The 22,889-nt window shown below is 70.2% G+C and carries 17 protein-coding genes; 11 read left to right on the forward strand and 6 right to left on the reverse strand.

From position 1 onward, the window contains the following. Positions 1–95: 95 nt before the first annotated feature. The gene (locus ACTOQ1_RS26210; protein WP_440070663.1) at positions 96–854 is read left to right on the forward strand and encodes a deoxyribonuclease IV; all 759 of its coding nucleotides are present in this window, start codon (positions 96–98) and stop codon (positions 852–854) included. A 127-nt stretch (positions 855–981) separates the two neighbouring features. Here the strand turns inward: ACTOQ1_RS26210 and ACTOQ1_RS26215 are convergent, their stop codons facing one another. From ACTOQ1_RS26215 to ACTOQ1_RS26225, 3 genes are all read right to left on the reverse strand, one after another. Beyond that, positions 982–2,133, reverse strand: a complete 1,152-nt coding sequence (locus ACTOQ1_RS26215) for a hypothetical protein (protein ID WP_440070664.1) — start codon at positions 2,131–2,133, stop codon at positions 982–984. 193 nt (positions 2,134–2,326) lie between these two features. Further along, positions 2,327–3,634, reverse strand: coding sequence for a glycosyltransferase family 87 protein (locus tag ACTOQ1_RS26220; RefSeq protein WP_440070665.1), 1,308 nt, complete (start codon positions 3,632–3,634; stop codon positions 2,327–2,329). Then, positions 3,634–6,297: a transglycosylase domain-containing protein gene (locus ACTOQ1_RS26225; RefSeq protein WP_440070666.1), complete on the reverse strand. Its 2,664-nt coding sequence runs from the start codon at positions 6,295–6,297 to the stop codon at positions 3,634–3,636. The genes ACTOQ1_RS26220 and ACTOQ1_RS26225 overlap by 1 nt, the downstream gene beginning before the upstream one ends. Before the next feature lie 616 nt (positions 6,298–6,913). Between ACTOQ1_RS26225 and ACTOQ1_RS26230 the strand changes: the two genes are divergently transcribed. Together ACTOQ1_RS26230 and ACTOQ1_RS26235 are read left to right on the forward strand one after the other, a co-directional pair. After that, entirely contained in the window at positions 6,914–7,588 is a 675-nt protein-coding gene (locus ACTOQ1_RS26230; protein ID WP_344744221.1) for a PadR family transcriptional regulator, read from the forward strand. Positions 7,589–7,618: 30 nt separating this feature from the next. Beyond that, on the forward strand, positions 7,619–8,698 hold the full coding sequence (locus ACTOQ1_RS26235) for an inositol-3-phosphate synthase (protein ID WP_362688163.1): 1,080 nt from the start codon (positions 7,619–7,621) through the stop codon (positions 8,696–8,698). A 110-nt stretch (positions 8,699–8,808) separates the two neighbouring features. Here the strand turns inward: ACTOQ1_RS26235 and idi are convergent, their stop codons facing one another. Beyond that, complete coding sequence (gene idi, locus ACTOQ1_RS26240; protein WP_440070667.1) at positions 8,809–9,390, reverse strand: isopentenyl-diphosphate Delta-isomerase; 582 nt, start codon at positions 9,388–9,390, stop codon at positions 8,809–8,811. Between the two features lie 135 nt (positions 9,391–9,525). Here idi and ACTOQ1_RS26245 point away from each other — a divergent pair, with 135 nt between their 5' ends. Next, complete coding sequence (locus ACTOQ1_RS26245; RefSeq protein ID WP_440070668.1) at positions 9,526–10,836, forward strand: MFS transporter; 1,311 nt, start codon at positions 9,526–9,528, stop codon at positions 10,834–10,836. A 33-nt stretch (positions 10,837–10,869) separates the two neighbouring features. On the opposite strand, the gene ACTOQ1_RS26250 is transcribed toward ACTOQ1_RS26245, so the two are convergent. Then, positions 10,870–12,084, reverse strand: a complete 1,215-nt coding sequence (locus tag ACTOQ1_RS26250; protein WP_440070717.1) for an adenosylmethionine--8-amino-7-oxononanoate transaminase — start codon at positions 12,082–12,084, stop codon at positions 10,870–10,872. A gap of 151 nt (positions 12,085–12,235) precedes the next feature. Next, the gene (locus ACTOQ1_RS26255) at positions 12,236–13,678 is read right to left on the reverse strand and encodes a CCA tRNA nucleotidyltransferase (RefSeq protein ID WP_440070669.1); all 1,443 of its coding nucleotides are present in this window, start codon (positions 13,676–13,678) and stop codon (positions 12,236–12,238) included. Positions 13,679–13,837: 159 nt separating this feature from the next. Here ACTOQ1_RS26255 and ACTOQ1_RS26260 point away from each other — a divergent pair, with 159 nt between their 5' ends. From ACTOQ1_RS26260 to trxB, 7 genes are all read left to right on the forward strand, one after another. Then, a complete protein-coding gene (locus ACTOQ1_RS26260; protein WP_440070670.1) occupies positions 13,838–14,359 on the forward strand; it encodes a YbaK/EbsC family protein in 522 nt (173 codons plus the stop codon). Positions 14,360–14,405: 46 nt separating this feature from the next. Next, positions 14,406–16,532 carry a DUF6049 family protein gene (locus ACTOQ1_RS26265; RefSeq protein WP_440070671.1) on the forward strand — a complete coding sequence of 709 codons (2,127 nt, stop codon included), beginning with the start codon at positions 14,406–14,408 and terminating at the stop codon, positions 16,530–16,532. A gap of 37 nt (positions 16,533–16,569) precedes the next feature. Next, positions 16,570–18,174 carry a murein biosynthesis integral membrane protein MurJ gene (murJ, locus tag ACTOQ1_RS26270; RefSeq protein WP_440070672.1) on the forward strand — a complete coding sequence of 535 codons (1,605 nt, stop codon included), beginning with the start codon at positions 16,570–16,572 and terminating at the stop codon, positions 18,172–18,174. A gap of 195 nt (positions 18,175–18,369) precedes the next feature. Continuing rightward, positions 18,370–19,899: a protein kinase family protein gene (locus ACTOQ1_RS26275; RefSeq protein ID WP_440070673.1), complete on the forward strand. Its 1,530-nt coding sequence runs from the start codon at positions 18,370–18,372 to the stop codon at positions 19,897–19,899. A 114-nt stretch (positions 19,900–20,013) separates the two neighbouring features. Next, positions 20,014–20,661, forward strand: a complete 648-nt coding sequence (gene sigM, locus ACTOQ1_RS26280; RefSeq protein WP_329088091.1) for an RNA polymerase sigma factor SigM — start codon at positions 20,014–20,016, stop codon at positions 20,659–20,661. Further along, on the forward strand, positions 20,651–21,562 hold the full coding sequence (locus ACTOQ1_RS26285; protein WP_440070674.1) for a zf-HC2 domain-containing protein: 912 nt from the start codon (positions 20,651–20,653) through the stop codon (positions 21,560–21,562). Before sigM ends, ACTOQ1_RS26285 begins: the two co-directional genes overlap by 11 nt. Positions 21,563–21,869: 307 nt before the next feature. Continuing rightward, entirely contained in the window at positions 21,870–22,805 is a 936-nt protein-coding gene (gene trxB, locus ACTOQ1_RS26290; RefSeq protein ID WP_440070718.1) for a thioredoxin-disulfide reductase, read from the forward strand. The last annotated feature ends 84 nt before the right edge of the window (positions 22,806–22,889 follow it).

The following is a 22,889-nucleotide window of genomic DNA, read 5'->3' on the forward strand; positions in this document are numbered from 1 at the left end:
TTGGAACTCCTTGGGGTTGGCCCGTGGGGGCGGGCGGTGGGGCGCGACCTGCGACTGCCCATGCCCTCGGCGTTGAAACGGCTACTCTCGGATACATGCCGCTTATCGGAGCTCATGTCGACCAGGACGACCCGCTGGCGCACGCCAGGGCGCGCGGCGCCGAGGTCGTGCAGTTCTTCCTCGGTGACCCGAAGGGGTGGAAGGCCCCGGTCATCGGCGAGAAGACGCGGGAGATCAAGGACTCGGACGTGGAGGTGTACGTCCACGCCCCCTACGTCATCAACGTGGCGACCGCCAACAACCGGGTGCGCATCCCCAGCCGCAAGCTGCTGAGCTCGCACCTCGCGGCGGCGGCCGAGCTGGGCGCCCGGGGGCTGATCGTCCACGGCGGGCACGTCGGCGCCGGAGACGACCCGCAGACGGGCTTCGACAACTGGCGCAAGGTGTTCGAGCGCCTGGAGGAGCACGAGGTCCCCGTGCTCATCGAGAACACCGCGGGCGGCGGCAACGCGATGGCGCGCAAGCTCGAGCGCGTCGCCCGGCTGTGGGACGCGCTCGACGGCTTCGACGTGGGCTTCTGCCTCGACACCTGCCACGCCCACGCGGGCGGCGAGGACCTGGCGGACGTGGTCGAGCGGGTCATGGCGATCACCGGCAGGATCGACCTGATCCACTGCAACGACTCGCGCGACGCCTTCGACTCCGGCGCCGACCGGCACGCGAGCCTCGGCGCGGGCCAGATCGACCCCGAGCTCATCCTGGGGGTGTGCCGGAGCGCGAACGCCCCGATCGTGGTGGAGACCCCCTTCGACGGCCAGGCCGAGGACATCGCCTTCCTCAGGACGAAGCTCTAGAGCTCCAGAAGCTCAGAGAGAGGCTCTGGCGAGACTCCGGACTTCGGGACGAGATTGATCCACAGCCTGTGGATAACTTCATGGGATTACTTTTCCCGGAGAGTGGGTAAGGAGTTCTCCCCGCGGCTCAGCCCACCCAGGCCCCGTCGGCGAAGATCAACACGTTGAGCGCCATCAACGGGCCCACCACCAGGGCGTAGACGATGATGACCCATCGTCGCCACGGCGCCGGCCCGCCGCTCGCCCTGGCGATGAGGATGAAGAGCGGCCACCACAGCAGCGCCGAGCGCGGGACCGACAGATAGTAGGCGGAGCACAGCAGCGCGCCCACCTGGAGTCCCACGTAGACGAACTCGCTCCATCTCCGCAGGAAGAGCAGGACCAGCACGAGCGCGACACCGACGATCGCCCCCGCGATCTCCATCCGGAACGCCCAGGCCATTCGCCCCTCGCCCGCGGCCGCGTTCAAGGTCGTGATCAGCGACTCCCAGGGCCACACCATGTGACGCCCCCAGCCGGCCTCCTGCGCGCTCTTCCAGGCCAGCCAGTCGCCCGTGCGGGAGTACTGGTAGGCGGAGTAGAGCGCCGGCGGCACGAACGGGAGGAGCAGCCACACCGCCCGCCGTAAGGGCTGCCTGCGGACGAGGAACTCCACGATCAGCGCGACGGCCAGGAACAGGCCGGTGATGCGCACGCAGGAGGCGCCCGCCGCCAGGGCCGCGGCGAGCGGCCAGCGGCCCTGACGCGCCGCGAGCCAGGCCGGGACGGCGAAGGCCAGGAAGAGCGACTCGCTGTAGCCCGCGAACAGGAACACCGCCATCGGCCAGAGCAGCAGCGCCAGCACCGCGCGCCGGCCGGTTCCCTCCGGCCCCTCGAACTCGGCCAGCCTGGCGAGCGCCGCCATCGCGACGGCACCGGCCACCAGGGAGATCAGCAGACCGGCGAGCGTCCAGTCGTCGATCACGAGATGCACCGCGCGGAGCATCAGCGGCATTCCGGGGAAGAAGGCGGGCAGCCCCTTGTCGGGCTCGCTGCCCGGGACGCCGTCGTAGCCGTGCTCGGCGATGGTGATGAGGAGGTTCGCGTCCCAGTTGCGCCAGCGCTCCAGGAACGGCTTCGGTACGGCGTCCCCCTCCATCAGCGCCTGCGCGCCGACGACGACCAGGACGACGATTCCCAGCCGGGAGGCCAGCCAGAGCAGCAGCCCTTCCGCCGCGGTGTCGCGCGGAGGGGCGTCGCGCGAAGGGATGTCGCGAGGGGGAGCGGGAGGAGTGGTCACAAGGTCGAATTGTTCCGGATCACCTCGGCGGGCCGCCAGACTCGGACGCTCGCCGAACGGGCCCACTCCGCCTCCTGCCACCTCGCCGGACGCTCGCCCCGGCCCGTTTCACCTCGGCGGACGCCTCGCATCCGCCTCCCGTCACCCCACCGGGCGCGCCGGACCTGCCCGGCGCGAACGTTTCAGCCCGGCGCTAGGAGAGCGCGAGCCGGAAGCGGTCGGGTGCCCCGTCGAAGACGCCGCCCGCCTGGTCGTCGGTCCCGTCCTCGCGGATCACGTCCTTGTCCGGGACGAAGATGTCCCGTACGACGAACGCCATCATGATCAGAATGGTGATCGCGCGGGCCCACACGGCGGTGAAGTAGGTGTCGCCCGCGATGCCCAGGGCCTCGTTGCCCGGCTGGATGCCGACGAGATACAGCCAGATCGCGAAGAAGTACCAGCACTCGGCGAGCTGCCAGAGCGCGATCGGCTTCCAGCCCGGCCTGGCCAGCACCGCGAAGGGGATCAGCCAGAGCACGTACTGCGGCGACCACACCTTGTTGGTCAGCATGAACGCCGCCAGGGTGAGGAAGCACAGCTGCATCAGGCGGGGACGGGTCTTCGCCGTCAGGGTGATCACGGCGATCGCCAGGCAGAACGCGGCGAGCGAGACGACGCCCAGCCTGTCGAGGAGTTCGGAGTCACCCAGGATCGGCCACTGCTTCTGGTTGAAGAAGTACCAGATAGAGCCCCAGTCGGCCGGTCGCTCCTGGCTGAAGACGTAGAACCTCTTCCAGCCGTCGAAGGCGAAGACCATGATCGGCACGTTGACGACGAGCCAGGCGCCCGCGACACCGCCGATCGTCTTGAGGAACGGCATCCACCTGCCGGTGCGCAGCGTCAGCAGGAACAGCGGGCCGAGGAACATCAGCGGGTAGAACTTGGTGGCGATCGCCAGGCCGAGCAGGATGCCCGCGAGCCACTGCTTCCGCTTCGACCAGGCCAGCAGCGCGCCCAGCGCGAGGGCGTTGGCCGCCAGGTCCCAGTTGATGTACGCGGTGAGGATCAGCGCGGGGGCCAGGGCGTACCAGAGCGCGTCCCAGCGCCTGGCGGGACCGGCCAGCGTGGCCATCAGCAGCACGCCGACGACCAGGCAGAGCGCCATGAGGATGACGGTGAGGTCGTAGAAAGCCGTCCCCTGGTCGCTCATCGGGGTGACGATCCGGCGGAAGAACTCCATGATCCCGCCGATGCCGACGGGGTACTCGACCGGATAGTCGAAATAGGGGATCTTGCCCTCGTTGAGCTTCTCGTTCCACCACAGGGGATAGATGTCGGTGTAACAGAAGTTCGTGAACTGCAGGGTCCCGTGGTTCCACGCCCCGTCGACGCGGCACGGCCACTTCCAGAACCAGGCCAGGACCGCCCCCAGTCCCGCGAACAGGGCCAGGGGCAGGTACGGGACGGCCCGGGTGCCTAACTCGGGCAGCGGGCTTCGCGGCGACAGGAGGTTCTTCATCAGGGACGCCGTCCGCTCGCCGAGGGTGTCGGGACCAGGGCGGCCGGCGCGCCGGGGGCGCCGACCGCGCCCGGCGCGCCGTTCTGTTCCAGCTCGCCGTTCGGCGGATCGTTGCCCGGATCGCCGCCGTCGCCGACGTCGCACGAGCCGTCCCAGGGCAGGCACTCGCGGCCGTCGGGCTCGCCCTGATCGCCGCCGCCGTCGTTGTTGCCGTTCGGCCAGCCGCCGTCGTCGCCGTTCTCGTCGGGGAACGGGTTGGTGTCGTCCATCGTCGGCGTCGCGGTGGGCGTCGGGGTGGGCGTGACCAGGTTGTTCCGCGTCCCGGTGTTGGCCCTCGGCGGGAACTGCAGGACCTCGTCCTTGGCGGTCACGGCCTGCATGTAGTCGTGCCAGATCTGGGTGGGGGTGCCGCCACCTCCGATGAAGGAGGGCATGGGCTCCTCCTTCCAGAGGATGTTCTCGTCCTTGATCTTCCTGCTCGGCAGGCCGTACTTGTCGACCTTGAGCTTGCGCGTCCCGGCCTTGTTGTAGGGCACGTCCTTGGACATGCCGACCGCGGTGACGATCTGCGGGGTGAAGCCGACGAACCAGGCGTCCTTGTAGCCGTTGTTCGTGCCGGTCTTGCCGGCCACCGGCCGCGTGCCGAGGTTGGCGGCGCTACCGGTGCCGCTCCTGACGACGGCCTGCAGCGCGACGGTCGTGTCGGCCGCGGTCTCGGGGGTGATGACCTGCGTCTCGACGACCTGCTCGGGGAGCACGAGGGAGCCGTCGACCGTGGTCACCTTGGTGATGGTGTGCCAGTTGAAGTGCTTGCCCTCGTTGGCGAAGATCCCGTAACCGGCGGCCTGCTCGACCGCGGTGACCGAGGCACTGCCGATGGTGACCTGGTACTTCTGCTCATCGACCGCGTAGTCGACCGCGTTCTTGCCCCCGTAGACGGGGTTGTACTTGGCCGTCTCACCGACCCCCGCCGTCTTGGCGATCTTCGCCACCTCTTCGAGGGTCACCTCCTCGCCCATCTGCACGAAGACGGTGTTGACCGAACTGGCCATCGCCTTGACCATGTCGATCGGCCCGAACGCCTGGTTCCCCGAGTTGCTGATCGGGGTGGTGCCGGGCATCTTGATCGTCCGCATGCCGTCGACCAGGCTGTCGAGCGACTTGTCGTTCTCCAGCCAGGCCGCGAGCACGTAGGGCTTGAACGCCGACGCCGCCTGCTTGGTGGAGTCGAACGCGCGGTTGTTGAAGTCGTTGACGAAGTCGTCGCCGCTGTAGAAGGCGAGCACCCGGCCGTTCTTCGGGTCCACCGAGGCCAGCCTGGCGTGGATGGTCCGCTCCAGGCCCGCGGTGCGGGCCTTCACCGCCTTGTACGCCTCCGTCATCATGCTCTCGTCGAAGGTGGTGTAGACCTTGTAGCCCTCGGTCTCCAGGTCCTCCTGCTTGATGCCCCGCCCCTTGAGCTCCCGCAGGACGATGTTGAGCATGTAGCCCTTGAGGCCCTTGTAGGTGTTCGTGACCTTGGCCTCCTTGAACTTCAGGTCCTCGAAGGAGCTTCCCGCGTACTTGCCGTACTTGGCGGGGTCCATCTCCGCCATGTTCTTGAGCGCGGCGCCGAACCGCCACTTGATCGCGGAGTAGTCGCCCTTCTCCTCCTGGACGTCGAAGGCGCTCGGGTTCTGGACCCGGGCGGCCAGGTAGGCGCCCTCCGGCACGGTCAGCTGGCCGACGTTCTTGCCGAAGAACGTCTTCGCGGCCGCCTGGATCCCGTGCGCGCCGCGACCGAAGTAGATGAGGTTGAAGTACTCCTCGAGGATCTCGTCCTTGGTCTTCTCCTTGCTCAGCTTGACCGAGACGAAGATCTCCTTGATCTTGCGCTGGATCGAGACCTCCTGGCTGAGGCCCTCGTAGTAGCCGCGCGCCATCTGCTGGGTGATGGTCGAGGCACCCTGGAGCTGGGTGCCGCTCACGGTGCTCCACAGCGATCGGGCCATGCCCGCGATGTCGATGCCGCTGTCGGTGCGGAAGGTCTGGTTCTCCAGGGCGATCACCGCGTCCTGGACGTGCTTGGGGATCTGCGCGAGCTTCACCGGGACGCGCTGGACGCCGAGCCGCGCGATCGGGGTCTTCTTGTCGCGGTAGTAGATCACGCTGCCCCGGTCGTCCGCGCTGGCCTGCGTGGACGAGGGAATGGGGGTGTTGGCGTAGGCGACCGCGATCATGCCGAAGACGCCCGCGCTGAGCACCACGAAGCTGGCCATGACGATCTTCCAGTTGGGCAGGAAGCGCGTCCACCTCCTGGCCTCGGGCTCGTCGTCGCCGTCGGGACCGCCTCCCCCGGGACCTCCGGGACCCCCGGGACCTTCGGGACCGCCTGCGACGGGACCGCTCGCGCCACGCCCGCGGCGCCTGCGCCCGCCCTCACCCGGCCTCGGACCGGCGGAACGCCCGCCGCCCGCCTGGGCGGCGAGCATCGCCTGGGTGTCCTCGAAGGCGGCCTCGGCGCGGCGGCCGGTCGGGTCGGTGTCGCGGCGGCGCGCCTCGCCGGGGGCACCGGGGCCGCGCGGGGGCATGCCGCCGGGGGCGCCCGCGTCGCGCCGGGGCGGTCCGCCGGGCTGGGGGGACGCGCCACCGGGGTAGGGCATCCCGCCGGGCTGGGGCATCATCGCGGTCCGGGGATCGGCTCCCGCTCTCTGCGGCGGCCGGGCCTGCGGTGCCTGCCGGGAAGAATCCCAGCTCGCGGCAGTTTGGGGGTTTTGTGAGGGGGGAACTGCACGGGGAGCGGCTCCTGGGCTCGAGCGACGGCGCCGCCCCTGGCGAGCCGATCCGTCGGCGCCCTCATGGCGCCCGTCCGGCTCCGGGTCATTGCTGTGGCTGTAACTCACGCGTCCTCGTTTGGTCATCGGGGTCTATGACGGCGTGCAGGCGGGCGAGACTACCTCCTGATCAACGGAGACCTCGCCGCCTTGGCTCACTGGTAGCCGGCCTATTCGGGTGGATCTCCATTCCCGGGGACGAACGAGATCGCCAGGTGGTTCGAGCAACAACCTTGGCAGACCTCCCCCGCGTTGACGCGGGATTCCCGGCATTGAGAAGCGGTCCACGCCGCGCGGGGGCCGTGTCCCACCACCGCCTGCTGTGACCACATACGCGCCAGACTACGGCTTTTTGCGGTTTGCTCCCAACCTCTTGGGAAAGTCGCTGATTGCAGCCTTATGTTGAATGGACGTATCCTGTCGATGTATCGGTTCGATACATCGACGCGAGAGGTGGTGGTTTCCAGTGGCCGGCGGACGTGGCGGCGTGCTGGAACTGGCCGTGCTCGGGTCGTTGCACGAGACCCCGCTACACGGTTACGAGCTGCGCAAACGGCTCAACGCCCTGCTCGGCATGTTCCGGGCGTTCTCCTACGGCTCCCTCTACCCGTGCCTCCGCCAGTTGCTCACCGACGGGCTGATCGTCGAAGACGGCGACGCCGCCGCGGCCACCACGGCCGCCGACAGCGCCATCGTGCTCCCCGGCCGCCGTTCGAAGATCGTCTACAAGCTGACCGCGGAGGGCAAGGAACGCCTTCAGGAACTCCTCACCCAGGCCGGCCCGTCCGCCTGGGAGGACGAGAGCTTCGGCGTGCACTTCGCCTTCTTCAGGCACACCGAGGCCGAGGTGCGCCTGCGCATCCTCGAAGGTCGCCGCAGCCGGCTGGAGGAACGTCTGGACGCCGTGCGCACGGCACTCGCCCGTACGCGCGAACGGCTGGACAGCTACACCCTCGAACTCCAGCGTCACGGTCTGGAGTCGGTCGAACGCGAAGTGCGCTGGTTGAATGAGCTGATCGCCACCGAACGGCGAGCATCGCCGCCGGAGGGGGAACGGCGGCCCGCGCGAGATGAGACGTCCAGGGCGCCCGCGCCAGGGACGGGCACGACGGGGCGGCACGCCACCCCGGAAGAGAACTGACCACTGAGAGAACAAAGGGGAGCGAGTGCCATGGGTTCGGTGCGCGTAGCCATTGTCGGTGTAGGCAACTGTGCCACGTCGCTCATTCAGGGCGTGCACTACTACCGGGACGCCGACCCCGGTGCCCGGGTGCCGGGCCTGATGCACGTGAAGTTCGGCGACTACCACGTCGGCGACGTGGAGTTCGTCGCGGCTTTCGACGTGGACGCCAAGAAGGTCGGGCGTGACCTGTCCGAGGCGATCGTGGCCTCGGAGAACAACACGATCAAGATCTGCGACGTGCCGCCGCTCGGCGTGACGGTGCAGCGTGGTCCCACCTACGACGGTCTCGGCGAGTACTACCGGGAGATGGTGGAGGAGTCCGACGAGGCCCCGGTCGACGTCGTCCAGGTCCTCAAGGACAGCAAGGTCGACGTTCTCGTGTCCTACCTGCCGGTGGGCTCGGAGGAGGCCGACCGCTTCTACGCCCAGTGCGCCCTCGACGCGAAGGTCGCGTTCGTCAACGCGCTGCCGGTGTTCATCGCCTCCGACCCCACGTGGGCCCAGAAGTTCGTCGACGCCGGGGTCCCGATCGTCGGCGACGACATCAAGTCGCAGGTCGGGGCGACCATCACGCACCGCGTGATGGCCAAGCTGTTCGAGGACCGCGGTGTCGAGCTGCTGCGCACGTACCAGCTGAACTTCGGCGGCAACATGGACTTCATGAACATGCTGGAGCGCAAGCGCCTGCAGTCCAAGAAGATCTCCAAGACCCAGTCGGTCACCTCGCAGATCCCGCACGAGATGCAGAAGGCCGACGTGCACATCGGCCCGTCGGACCACGTGCCGTGGCTCGACGACCGCAAGTGGGCGTACGTGCGCCTGGAGGGCAGGTCCTTCGGCGACACTCCCCTCAACCTGGAGTACAAGCTGGAGGTCTGGGACTCCCCCAACTCCGCCGGCATCATCATCGACGCGGTGCGCGCCGCCAAGATCGCCCTTGACCGGGGCATCTCCGGCCCGATCCTGTCCGCCTCCTCGTACTTCATGAAGTCACCGCCGGAGCAGTACTCCGACGACGAGGCGCGCGACTACGTGGAGAAGTTCATCCGCGGCGAGGTCGAGCGCTGACCTGCCGGCGTCGCACGACGATCGAGCAGTGGACGGCGAGAGCCCCCGGCCCATGTGGGCCGGGGGCTCTCGCCGTGGGACGGCCGCCGGTGGGACGAACCGCGGACGGGTCAGCGGGCGGCGGGCGGGAGATCGGCGGGGTCGGCGGCCCGCCAGGCGAGCGGGTCGGCACCGAGCTCGGCCAGCTGCGGAACCTGCTCGCGGCACCAGGGGGAGATCGCCAGACGGTCGCCGAGCACCCCGTCGGTGAACTCCTTCCACGGCATCCAGCGGACGTCGTCGACCTCGTCGGGGTTGGGCGCCGCCTGCGCGGTCACGAGCACCCGGTAGACCGGGCACAGCTCCCGCTCGACGGTGCCGTTGTCCATGACCGCGCGGTAGGAGAAGCGGGGCAGGAGGAGATCGACCTGGCCGGCCGCGAGGCCCAGCTCGTGCGAGAGCCTGCGGGTCACCGCCTCGGGAAGCGGCTCGCCGGGCAGGGGGTGGCCACAACAGCTGTTGGTCCACACCCCCGGCCAGGTGATCTTGTGCAGTGCGCGGCGGGACAGGAGGACCCGCCCCTGCTCGTCGAACACGTAACTGGAGAAGGCCAGGTGGAGGGGAGTGTCGAGACCGTGCACCGTGGCCTTGGCCGCCGTGCCGATCGCGTTTCCCTCGGTGTCGACGAGCACAACGTGTTCATCAGGTGTCACTCGACCGAGGGTACGTGATCATGTCGGTTTACCGCGCCCCCTAAGCGATACGTAGTCAAAGGTACGAAATGTCCAACTACCCCATCAGGGATGTTCCCGATGCCCGCCCATCGCCGTCGCACATAGGCTGAGCGCGTGTCATTCGTATCCGATCTACGCGTGGTCCTGGAAGGTCGGGACTTCCGGAGGCTGTACGCGACCCGCCTGGTCTCGCAGTTCTCCGACGGGATCTTCCAGTTCGCCGTGGCCGGGTTCGCGTTCTTCAGCCCGGAGAAGAGCACGAGCGCGGTGGAGATCGCCGCCGGGCTGGCCGTGCTGCTGCTTCCTTACTCGATCCTGGGCCCCTTCGTCGGGGTGTTCATCGACCGCTGGTCGCGGCGGCAGATCCTGGTCATCGCGCCGCTGGTCCGCGGGGCGCTGCTGCTCGCCACGGCGGCGCTCGTCGCCGCGGACGCCCCCGACGGGATCTTCTACGCCGCCGCGCTCGGCGTGCTCGGGGTGAACCGCTTCTTCCTGTCCGCGCTGGGGGCCTCGCTCCCGCACGTCGTGCCGGCCGACCGGCTGATGGTGGCCAACGCGGTCACCCCGACCTCGGGCACCGTGCTCACCTTCGTGGGCATCGGCGCCGGCTACCTGCTCCGGGCGGTCTTCGGCTCCGACCACCGGGGCACCGCGGTGCTGCTGGTCGTCTCCGGGCTCGTCTTCGGGCTCAGCGCGCTCATCTCCATGACCATGGGCAGGCGGCTGCTCGGTCCCGCCTACGACCCCGACCGCCCGCAGGCCCGCGAGGCCGTGCGCCACGTGCTGACCGGCCTGGTCGACGGCGCGCGGCACCTCGCCCGGCACCGGGCCGCCGCCGCGGCGATGGGCGCGATGGCGACCCACCGGTTCATGTACGGCATGTGCACGGCCATGCTCGTGCTGCTGTCGCGCTACTACTTCGCCGAGAACGCCGAGGACGCGCTGAACGCGGTCTCCATCGTGGTCGCCACCTCGGGGGTCGGCTACTTCCTGGCCATCCTGGTCACGCCGTGGGCCACCGAGCGCTTCGGCATCGAGCGGTGGGTCCCGGCCATGCTGGTCACCGCCGGGGTGCTGACGGCGGCGCTCTGCGCGCCGTTCCAGCAGTGGGGGTTCGCGGCCGCGGGCTTCGTCCTCGGCATCGCCGGGCAGAGCATCAAGATCTGCGCCGACACCGCCGTCCAGCGCGACCTGCAGGACGCCTACCTCGGCCGGGCCTTCTCCATCTACGACATGCTCTTCAACGGCAGCTACGTGCTGGCCGCGGCCCTGGCGGCGGCCCTGCTCCCGCCGGACGGCAAGTCGCTGCTCGTGCTGGTGGTCATCGCCGCCGGATACGTCGCGGGCGCGGTGATCTACCGGATCGTCACGCCGGCCAGGGCCGTCGAGCCGCTGCCGTCGTCGCCGTCGTCACCCTCACAGTGATCTCAACGGTGACCGTGCCCGCCGTCGTCACCCTCACAGTGACCGGGCCGCCGCCGTCATCGCCGTCGTGACCCTCTCCAGGTCGCCGTCGCCGATCGAGTAGGGCGGCATCGCGTAGATCAGCCGTCCGAACGGGCGGAGCCAGACGCCGTGCCGCATGACGAGGTCCTGAACGGCGGGGACGTCGACGGGCTCGCGGGCCTCGATCACCCCGATCGCGCCGAGGACCCGCACGTCGCTCACCCCGGGTGCCCCCGAGGCCCCGGCCAGGCCCGCGAGGAGACCGGCCTCGATCCGGCCGACCTCCTCGCGCCACGGGCGCTCCCGCAGGAGCTCCAGGGAGGCGCTCGCGACGGCCGCGGCCAGCGGGTTGCCCATGAACGTCGGCCCGTGCGCCAGCACGCCGACGCCCCTGGCCACCCGCTCGGTGCACAGCGTCGCGGCCAGCGACATGTAGCCGCCGGTCAGGGCCTTGCCCAGGCACATGATGTCGGGCCTGATCCCGGCGTGGTCGCAGCCGAACAGCTCCCCGGTCCTGCCGAACCCGGTGGCGATCTCGTCGGCGATCAGCAGGACGCCGTGCTCGTCGGCCAGCTCGCGGAGCAGCCGCAGGTAGGCCGGGTGGTAGAAGTGCATGCCACCCGCCCCCTGGACGACCGGCTCCACGATGATCGCGGCCAGCTCGCCGGCGTGCCGGGCGACCAGGTCCGCCAGCCGGGCCGCGTAACCCTCGTCGTACTCGCGCGGCGGCCGGTCGGCGAACACGTGCTCGGGCAGCACGCCGGAGAACAGGTGGTGCATGCCGTTGACCGGGTCGCAGACCGACATCGCCCCGAAGGTGTCGCCGTGGTAGCCGCCCCTCACGGTGAGCAGCCGCCCCCTGCCGGTGAACTGGAACGCCATCTTGATCGCGACCTCGACGGCGACCGACCCCGAGTCGGCGAGGAACACCTTCGGCAGCCCGGTCATCGCGGCGAGCGCGGCGGCCAGCCGCACGGCGGGCTCGTGGGTGAGCCCGCCGAACATGACGTGCGCCATGTCCTCCAGCTGGTCCTTCAGCGCCCGGTTGAGCCGGGGGTGGTTGTAGCCGTGGATCGCCGCCCACCAGGACGACATGCCGTCGACCAGCTCGCGGCCGTCGGCGAGCGTCAGCCGCACCCCGTCCGCGCGGGAGACGACGTGCGGCGCCACCGGCTGGGGCGTGGCCGCGTAGGGGTGCCACACGTGCTCACGGTCGAGCCGGGCGATCTCCGCCGGGGCGATCTCCGCGCCCTCGGCCGTCTCCGCGATCCCGGCCGTTCCCGCGATCTCGTCAAGGCCGCCGGGACCGCCGCGGCCGTCCCGGCCGTCACGGCCGGGACGAGGACCGGGAGCACCGGAGCCACCGAGGCCGCCGAGGTCAGGGGCGCCGTTCAGGGTCCACCTCACCGCCGGCGTCGCCGCTCCGGCCGTCCACCCCGTTCGCCCGTGCCCACTCGCGGAGGGCGTCCGCGGCGGCCTCCTTGCCGAGGACACCCCGGTCGAGGCGCATCTCCAGCAGGAACCTGTAGGCGCGGCCCACGACCGGACCCGGCGGGACGCCGAGGAGCTCCTGGATCTCGTTGCCGTCGAGCTCGGGGCGGATCTTGCCGAGCTCCTCCTCCTCGGCCAGCCGGGCGATGCGCTCCTCCAGCTGGTCGTAGGTCTGCGACAGCGCCTGGGCCTTGCGCCGGTTGCGGGTGGTGCAGTCGGCGCGGGTCAGCTTGTGCAGGCGCTCCAGCAGGTGCCCGGCGTCGCGGACGTAGCGGCGGACGGCCGAGTCGGTCCACTCGCCCGTGCCGTACCCGTGGAAGCGCAGGTGCAGCTCCACCAGGCGGGAGACGTCGGCCACCACGTCCTTGGGGAACTTCAGCTCCGCCATGCGCTTCCTGGCGAGCTGGGCGCCGACCACCTCGTGGTGGTGGAAGGAGACCCGGCCGCCGGGCTCGTGGCGGCGGGTCTTCGGCTTGCCCACGTCGTGCAGGAGCGCGGCCCAGCGCAGGATCCGGTCGGGACCGCTCTCCTCCAGGTCGATCGCCTGCTCCAGCACGATCAGCGAGTGCTCGTAGACGTCCTTGTGCCGGTGGTGCTCGTCGATCTCCAGACGGAGTTTGGGCACCTCGGGCAGCACGTGGTCGGCGAGCCCGGACTCGACGAGGAGCCGCAGGCCCTCGCGGGGGTGGCCGCCGCCGATGAGCTTGTCCAGCTCGTCGCGGATGCGCTCGGCGGAGACGATGTCGATCCTGTCGGCCATCGCGCCCATCGCGGCGAGCGCCGCCGGGTCGACGGCGAAGCCGAGCTGGCTGGCGAACCTGGCCGCGCGGAGCATCCGCAGCGGGTCGTCGCCGAAGGAGCGCTCGGGGGGGCCCGGGGTGCGCAGCACCTTGGCGTGCAGGTCGTCGAGGCCGCCGTGCGGGTCGACGAAATCGCGGGACGGCAGGCGCAGAGCCATCGCGTTGACCGCGAAGTCGCGCCGGGCCAGGTCACCCTCCAGCGTGTCGCCGTAGGCCACGTCGGGCTTGCGCGACTTGGGATCGTACGACTCGCTGCGGTAGGTGGTGATCTCCAGCAGCCACCCGCCCTTGCGGACGCCGACGGTGCCGAAGTCGATGCCGATCGTCCAGATGGAGTCGGCCCAGTCGCGGACGAGCTCCAGGACCGTCTCGGGCCTCGCGTCCGTGGTCAGGTCGAGATCGTTGCCGATCCTGCCCAGGAAGACGTCGCGTACGGAGCCGCCGACGAGGGCGATCTGGTATCCCCTGGCGGCGAAGAGCTCGCCGAGCTCGTCCGCCACAGGTGCGATCTTCCGGAACAACTCGCTCATGCCGTGGCGCTGGCTCTGGGTCAGATTTGAAAGGGACAAGCCGGGTAGGTCCTTCGGTTACGGAACATGTTCCCCTGCGGGGATACACCTGAAGCGATCACCAGGTTACGGTCGGTCAGGGAACCTCGGGGACTGTGCGTCGAGGCAAGGAGCACACACATGAAGGATGCGCTCGCGATCCACCGCTGGCTCCTCGCACACCAGGTCCATCATGAGATCGTACGCCTTCCGCGCGCGATGACATGCTCGGACGAACTCCCCGAGGTGCTGTCGGCGAGTCCCGAGATCTGCTTGGGAGTCACGGTTCTCGAGGTCACGACGCGGATCGGCCGCGAACCCGTGGCGGTCGTCACCTCCGTCGGCTCCCCGCCGCGCCCCGGCGTGGTCGCCGGCATCCTGGAGGCCCGACGGGTCCGGCAGGCCTCGGCCTTCACCGTCAACTCCGCCACCGACTACGCCTCGGGCCTGGTCTGCCCGCTGCTGCTGCCCCCCACGCTCACCGTGCTGGTGGACGAGCGGCTCACCCGCACCGTCACACCCGTTTACGTGCCCACCGGAGAGCGTCGTACGGCACTCCTGATCCGTGCCGACCATCTGCTCACACTGGTGTCAGGAAAGATCGTCGACCTGGCCCGGCACGGCTCCCGCAGAGAGCCGGCGACCTTTCCCCTCGCCGGTTAGGCCATAGCATTACCGGCGTGCGCCGTACTCGACCCCTGGCCGGCACGTGATCCACAAGGCCGCGCTCCTCGCCCTGCTCGCCACCACGCTGCTCGTTCCCGCGGCCGTGGTCGTTCCGGGTACGGCGAACGCCCGGACGACCTCGGTGAGCCGGGCGGGCCTCCAGGTCGTGCTGGAGGCGATCGGCCCCGACGCCCCCCGCGACCCGACCACCGAGATCAAACTGTCCGGCTCCCTGGTCAACTCCGGCACCGAGACCCTGAACGGGTTGCGCATCCGGATGCACTACTCCCCCCAGCCGTTCGCCCGGCGCGCCGACCTGGAGGCCTACCAGGCGGGACAGACCCTCCCGAACTCGTGGTGCTGCGAGAGTTTCGTCCAGGCCCCGATCGCGCCCTCGGGCAAGCTGCCGTGGGAGTTCTCCTTCACGCCGCAGGAGCTGAAGTTCTCCGGCTTCGGCGTCTACCCGGTCATGGTCGAGGTGCTCGACGCCTTCGGGCAGCAGGGCACCCTGCGCACCACGGTGACCTACATGCCCAGGGAGACCAGGGTGGCCCGCACCCGGCTCGCCACGGTGCTCCCCATCGTCGACCAGCCGCGCCGGGCCGGCGACTCCACCTTCGTCGACGAGGGCCTGCCCGCGGCCATGGCCCCCGGCAAGCGGCTGGGCGACCTGCTCAAGATCGCCCAGGACACGTCGTCCGCCAAGGGGCTCACCTGGATCGTCGACCCCTCCCTGCTCGACGACGCGCGGGCCATGGGCGAGCCGCACGCGGTCAGGGTCAAGGACCGCACCCAGCAGCGCCCCGCGACCCCCGAGACCGCCCAGTGGCTGAACGACCTCCGCGAGGCCGTCGCCGACCACCCGGTGGTGGCGACCCCGTACGGCGACCCCGACGTGGCGGCCCTCGCCCACAACGGCGTCGACGACGCCACCGGGACCGGGATCGCCGCGGCCGGGATCGTCGCCAGGGAGACCCTCGGCCGCGACGTGATCACCAACGTGAACTGGCCGGTGGGCGGCCTGATCGACTACGACGGGCTGGACCTGCTGGCCACCGGCGGCGTCGGCACCGTGCTGCTGAACGTGTCGAACCTGCCGCCGGTGACGCCCCCGGTCACCACCCCCGACGCCTCGGCGACGCTGGAGAGCGTGAACGGCCCGGTCACCGCCCTGGTCGCCGACGCGGCGCTGAGCGAGACGGTCGGCGCCGACACCTCCGCCCCCGGCGCGGCGCTGGCGAACCGCCAGCGGTTCATCGCGGAGACGGCGATGATCAGTTCGGAGCCCGGCGCCCCGGCCAGGACGGTGATCGCCGTCCCGCACCGCCGCTGGGACCCCGACCCGGAGTACGTGACCGATCTGATCGAGACGGCCGCCACCCTGCCCTGGCTGGCGCCCGTCACGCTCGACGCGGTCAAGCGCGCCAAGGGCGTCCCCCCGGTCCCGCGGGCCGGCCTGACCTACACCGACCAGGACCGGAAGCTGGAGCTCTCCAAGCAGTACCTGACCGGCGTCAAGCGCGTCGGCGCCCGCGCCGACCTGACCGCCGCGATCACCACCGCCCAGGACCTCGACGTCTTCGACCTGGCGCTGCTGCGCCTGACCTCCTCGGCGTGGCGCGGCCGGACCGGCGCCGCGACGCCGTACGTCCAGCAGGTCGCCGAGGCGATCGACGGCCGGATCGCCATGGTCAACATCACCGGCAGCGAGCAGTCGCGGCTGCGCACCCTGGCCGGCAGCAACGGCGACGTGCCGATCAGCGTGCGCAACGAGCTGAGCGGCGAGGCCGGCGAGGTCGCGGTCGCGGTCCGGCTCAAGGTGACCTCCGACCAGCCCGACCTGCTCAAGATCGAGCCGTACGAGGACAAGCTGGAGATCCGCGGCGGCCAGAACCAGACCATCCGGATCCCGATGACCTCCAGGTCCAGCGGCCAGACGACCGTGACGGTCCAGCTCACCACCGAGGACGGCCGCAAGTACGGCAAGCCGATCGAGCTGACCGTGCGGACCACCGGCTACACCGGGGTCGCCCTGGTGATCGTGGGGGCGGCTCTCGTGGTGATGCTGGCGGCCGTCGTCCTGCGCGTCCTGCGCCGCCGGGGAGGCCGCCGCCCCGCGGCCGCCCCGCCGCCGGAGCGCCGGCGCGAGCCCGCCGGCACCGAGTCCTGAGCGCCTGGCGCTCCGAGCACCTAGCGAAGGAAAGCGCATGAGCAGGGTCCTGCGCGCGAGCGCGATCATGGCGGCGGGGACGATGGTCTCCCGCGTCACCGGTTTCGTCCGGACGGCGGTGCTCGCGGCGGCCATCGGGACCTTCGCGCTGGGCGACGCCTACAACGTGGCCTACACGATCCCGCTCATCCTGTTCGACCTGCTCATCGGCGGGATCCTGAGCAGCGTCGTGGTGCCGATGATCGTCAGGCGGCAGAGGTCGGACCCCGACGGCGGCCGGGCCTACGAGCAGCGCCTGATGACCCTCGGGGTCGTCGTGCTGACGCTGCTGGCGCTGGTCGCGGTGGCGCTGGCCAGGCCGCTGATCGGCCTCTACAGCGCCGACTGGGGCACGGAGAAGACCGAGGTCGCGGTCACCCTGGCTCGATACATCCTGCCGCAGATCGCCTTCTTCGGGATCGGCGCGATCGCGGGCGCGATCCTCAACACCCGCGACAGGTTCGCCGCGCCCATGTGGGCGCCGGTGCTGAACAACATCGTGATGATCGGCGTCGCGATCGTCTACTACGTGAAACTGGGCGATTCGGGCACCGACATCGACACCGTGACGGACGGCGACCTGCTGCTGCTCGGGCTCGGCACCACCGCCGGCATCGTGGCCCAGTGCGTGGTGCTGATCGTCGCGCTCCACCGGGTCGGCTTCCGTTTCCGGCCCCGGTTCGACCTGCGCAACGCCGGTCTCGGCGAGATGGGCCGGATCGCGTCCTGGACCTTCGCCTACGTCGGGATCAGCCAGTTGGGCTTCCTGATCACCACCAAGCTCGCCTCGGGCGCGGGTGAGCGCGCGCCCGGTGCCGGCAACTCGGCCTACGCCTACGCCTACCAGTTCTTCCAGCTCCCGTACGGGATCATCGCGGTCTCGGTGATCACCGCGATGCTGCCCAGGATGAGCCGGGGGGTGGCCGACGGGCAGCTCGACACGGTCCGCGAGGAGTTCGCCTCGGGGGTGCGGCTGGTGTCGGTGCTGCTGGTGCCCGCCGGGCTGCTGCTGATGGTGCTGGGCCCCGCGGTGACCGTGCTGATCTTCTCGTGGGGCAACATGACCGTCGACTCGGCGGTCCACATCGGCAACGTGCTGCAGGTCTTCGGGCTGGCCCTGGTGCCGTTCTCGATCTTCCAGCTGCTGCTGCGCGTCTTCTACTCCTTCGGCGACACCCGCACCCCGGCCTTCCTCGCCCTCGGCAACGTGGCGGTCAACGCCACGCTCAGCCTCGTGGCCTACTACACCCTGCCCCCCCGGTACATCGTGATGGGCCTGGCCTTCGCGTTCACCGTCGCCTACGTGGTCGGCGCGGCGGTCGCCTGGATCCTGGCGGCGCGCCGCGTGGGGGGCCTGGCGGGGCGCAGGGTGGCCGCCGGGCTGTCCCGGATGTACGTGGCCGCGCTCCCCTCGGCGGCGCTCGCGCTCGGCGTCCTGTGGCTCACGCAGGAGCTCACGGGGCTGGACGCGCTGAGCGCGGCCATCATGCTGGCGGTGGGCGGCGGACTCGGTATGGTTCTTTACTTGGCGATCGCCCACCGGATGCGCATCCCCGAGGTGAGTTCGATCGTTGGAATGGTGGCAGGACGGGTAGGCCGGTAACCCAAAGACTTGTCTCAAACGTCTGACAAGACGAACACGGGCGGAACCGGCGCGGGACTACCATGGTGCGACGCGTGTGGTGACATGCGGCTAATGGAAGCAGGAGGGCGTGGGCGGATCCACCCAGCATCGTGTGATGTGTCGTGATGTGCTGACCGGGCATGGTGCTGTCGTGTTCTCAGGTACGGGGTCCTCGTGAGTTCCCCCGCCGTCGAGCCCGGCACCAAGCTGGCCGAGCGTTTCCGGCTCGAGGACCGCGTCCACGAGTCGGGCGGTGCCACGCTGTGGAAGGCCATCGACGAGGTGCTCGCCAGGCCCGTCGCCGTCCACACCTTCGACCCCGACTTCCCCCGCCTGAACGAGGTCGTCACGGCGGCCAGGGTGGCCAGCCGGCTGACCGACCCCCGCCTCACCCAGGTCTTCGACGCGACCGAGGACGACGGCCACTCCTACGTCGTCAGCGAGTGGGTGAGCGGCGAGTCCTTCGGCGACATGATCGCGAACGGGCCGCTCGACCCCGAGCGGGCCGCCGCGATGGTCGCCGAGGCCGCGGAGGCGCTGGCCCACGCGCACGAGGCGAACCTCGCCCACCTCTGCCTCACCCCCGAGCACCTGGTGTGGACGGCGGGCAGCACCGTCAAGCTGCTCGGCCTGGGAGTCGACGCCGTCCTGGACGACGTGACGAGCGACGACCCCGCCCGCGAGGACGCCGAGGGCCTCGGCCGCCTGCTGTACGCCGGGCTGACCGGCCACTGGCCGGGCGACGAGCAGGACGGCGGCGGCCTGCCCGTCGCGCCCATGGGCGACGGGCACTTCTGCACGCCGCGCCAGGTCACCGCGGGTGTTCCCGGCTACCTGGACGCCATCGTCTGCCGTGCGCTGCTGCCGGAGACCAGGCGCGGGCTCGAACCGCTGACCACGCCCGCCGAGGTCGCCGAGGCCCTGGCCTCGGTGTCGCGGCCCAGTCCCCTGCCGATGCCGACGCCGATGCCCATGACGGCGCTGCCGGTGGCGGCCTCCCGCTCCGAGGGCATCGACACCGCGGCGCCCCAGCGCCACACGCCCCCTCCCCAGCAGCACCACCACCAGAACCAGCACCACCCGATGCCCCGCCAGACGGGCGGCGGCATGGTCAACAAGGTCGCCATGACCGTCGTCGTGCTGCTGGTGATGGTGGCCGTCGGCCTGGGCGCCTGGACGCTCGGCCGCAGCATCGGCAACGCCGGCACCCCGGCGCCCGGCGAGGAGAGCACCACGCCCACGCCGACCGCGGCCGTCGGCACCCGGGAGGTGAAGCCCTCCTCGGTCACCGGCTTCGACCCGCTGGGCGACAACGAGGAGCGCGGCGAGCTGGCCGTCAACGCGACCGACGGCAAGGAGTCCACCGACTGGCACTCCGAGTCGTACGACTCCGCCGACTTCGGCCGGCTCAAGACGGGCGTGGGCCTCCTGCTGGACATGGGCGAGAGCGTCCCGGTCAAGCAGGTGACGGTCAACTTCGGCAGCACCTCGGGAGGCACCGTGGAACTCAGGGTCGGCGACTCCCCGCAGCTGGACGACCTGTCCGTCCTGCAGAAGATCAACGGAGTCTCCGGCAAGAAGACGTTCACCGCGGAGAGCCCGAAGAAGGGCCGCTACGTGCTCGTCTGGTTCACCAAGATGCCCACTTACCAGGGGAAGTTCCGCGGCCAGGTGCTGGACATGAAGGTCCTCGCGACCAAGTGACACCGCTCCGATTTGATCTGTTTTACCCGGCTTCTTGCAGATCATCGGAGAATCCGTGGCACCATCTATCCCGTAGAGGTGTTCTCCCCGGATCGGTATAGCAGGACTCTCCTTGTGAATTCCCCACCCGAGACCCCGCCAGCGGCGGACGAGCAGACGGCGAAGGCCCCCGTGTCCGACGCCGACCTGCTCACCCGGCACATCGCCGGGGATCCGCACGCCTTCAGTGAAATAGTCAAGCGACATCGAGACCGCATGTGGGCGGTCGCCCTGCGCACGCTGGGCGATCCCGACGAGGCGGCCGACGCCGTTCAGGACGCCTTCGTCTCGGCCTACCGCAAGGCCGGGAGCTTCCGCGGCGAGGCGGCGGTGACCACGTGGCTGCATCGCATCGTGGTCAACGCCTGCCTCGACCGCATGCGCAGGAAATCGGTGCGCCCGGTGGCCGACGACGAGCTCGTCGAGGCCGCTGAGCGCGAGACCCCGGTGCTCGACCAGACGGCCGAGCGCGAGGTGTCCATGGAGGTCTCGGCGGCCCTGAAGCTGCTGCCCTCCGACCAGCGCGCCGCGCTGGTCCTCGTGGACATGATGGGCTACTCGGTCGAGGACGCGGCCCAGGTGCTGGAGGTGCCGAGCGGCACGGTGAAGAGCCGGTGCGCTCGCGGAAGGGCGAAACTCGCCCCGATTCTTTCCCATTTGCGGAACCGATCAGACCTGTCTCGCGTCTCATCCGCGAAGGGAGCAGAACTTCGTGACGGGTGATACGCACTACGACCTGGAGATCTTGGCCGAACTGGCCGAGGGGCTCCTCGACGCCGCCACGGCCATGCGGGTACGCGAGCATCTCGCGATCTGCGATCCCTGTGGTGAGAGCCTCGCCGACCTCGCGGCAGTTCGTGAGGTGCTGGCGGCGACTCCTACACCGGCGATGCCGATGGGAGTCGCGCTGAGGATCGACCGCGCACTGGCCGCTGAGGCAGACAGCTTCCGTGGAGGTGGAGTGGGCCTGGTGGAAGCACCGGCCTGGGACGACATAATGCGTGACGCGCCGTGGGAGACGTCCTCTCCCGCAGAACCGGCGCCATGGGAGACGACCCCTCTGCGGGCCCCGCTCCCGCAGCGGGAGCCTGAGCTCGAGCCGGTGCGGCTGGGGGTCGTCGGCGACGACGGCACCGTGGTCCCGGCGGCCCCGGCCAGGCGTCGCGGCGCGAACCTGCGGCGCCGGTGGGCGATGCCCGCCGCGGCGGCGGGCGTGGCGGCGGCGGTGATCGGCGCGACCGCGCTGGCAGCCGGGACGCTGACGGCGTCCGGCCCGTCCCCCGCGCCTCTCGCTCAGCCCGTGCCGGCGGACACGATTCAGTACGCGCTGACCGACAGCAACTACAACTACACCGACGCCGAGCTTCGCGGCTCGCTGCTCGACTACATCGGTCCCGGGACCATCCTCGGGACGACCGAGAACTCGGGGATCGACAAGTGTGTCCGGCAGGTCTCGGCGCAGGTCGGCCTCTCGCCCTTCGCCGTGGACCAGGGGTTCTACAACGGGCAGGAGGCCAACATCCTGCTCTTCTGGCAGGACCAGGCCAAGAACACGGTGCGCGTCCACGTCGTGGGCCCGCAGTGTGACGACGTGCGGAAGCCAGGCCTCGCACGCTGGAAGTGACCGGCGGTGCGGCCCCGGGTGACCTCGACAGGCCACCCGGGGCGGCCGGCGGCGAAACACCCGGGACGACCGGTGACAAGCATCCCGAGGGATGACCGGTGACAGGCCGGCGACAAGGATCCCGAGGTGATCCGCGGCGGGTAATCCGCCGCCAAAACCCTCGCTTCCACCGTGGGTGCCCGGCATGGATTCGTCCGTGCCGGGCTTTCCGGTTCCACCGGGGGATCCGTCACCGCGCCGGGCGGGAATCAGCGGCGCCTAGGATCTGTTGACGCCGGTGGCATCGACAGAGGGAGAGGCGCGAGCGCTGATGGACGTCCGGAATGTGATCATCATCGGGTCGGGACCCGCGGGTTACACGGCCGCGGTGTACTCCGCGCGTGCCGAGCTGAATCCGCTGGTCTTCGAGGGGTCGGTCACCGCGGGTGGCGCCTTGATGAACACCACCGAGGTGGAGAACTTCCCAGGCTTCCCCGGCGGCATCATGGGCCCGGACCTGATGGACGGGATGCGCAAGCAGGCCGAGCGGTTCGGCGCCGAGCTGGTCGCCGACGACGTGGTCGAGGTCGACCTGGCCGCCAACCCGAAGGTCGTCAAGACCGCCACCGACACCTACTACGCCACGTCCGTCATCCTGTCGATGGGCTCGGGCTACCGCGAGCTGGGCGTGCCCAACGAGAAGCGCCTGTCGGGCCACGGGGTCTCGTGGTGCGCCACCTGTGACGGGTTCTTCTTCCGCGGCCAGGACATCGTGGTCGTCGGCGGCGGGGACACCGCGATGGAGGAGGCGATCTTCCTGACCCGGTTCGCGGCCTCGGTGACGGTGGTGCACCGTCGTGGCGAGCTGCGCGCCAGCAAGATCATGCAGGATCGGGCGTTCGCGAACGAGAAGATCCACTTCCTGTGGGACAGCGAGGTCGTCGACGTGCTCGGCGAGAACAAGGTGAGCGGGGTGCGGGTACGCAACCTCAAGACCGGCGCGGAGGCGGAGCTCGCGGCCAGCGGGCTGTTCATCGCGATCGGCCACGATCCCCGAACCGAGCTGGTCAAGGGCCAGGTGGAGCTGGACGACGAGGGCTACATCAAGGTCGAGGCGCCCTCGACGCGCACGAACCTGGAGGGCGTCTTCGCCGCGGGTGACGTCGTCGACCACACCTACCGCCAGGCGATCACCGCCGCCGGCACCGGGTGCGCCGCCTCGCTCGACTCCGAGCGCTGGCTGGCCGAGCACCACGGCGCGTGACGACGGCGTGTGACGACGGCGTGTGACGACGGCGTGTGACGACAGGGTGCACGGCCGGGTGTGACGCCCCCGCGAGGCAGGCCT

The sequence above is a fragment of the Streptosporangium sp. OZ121 genome (assembly GCF_051918885.1).
Taxonomy (GTDB): Bacteria; Actinomycetota; Actinomycetes; order Streptosporangiales; family Streptosporangiaceae; genus Streptosporangium.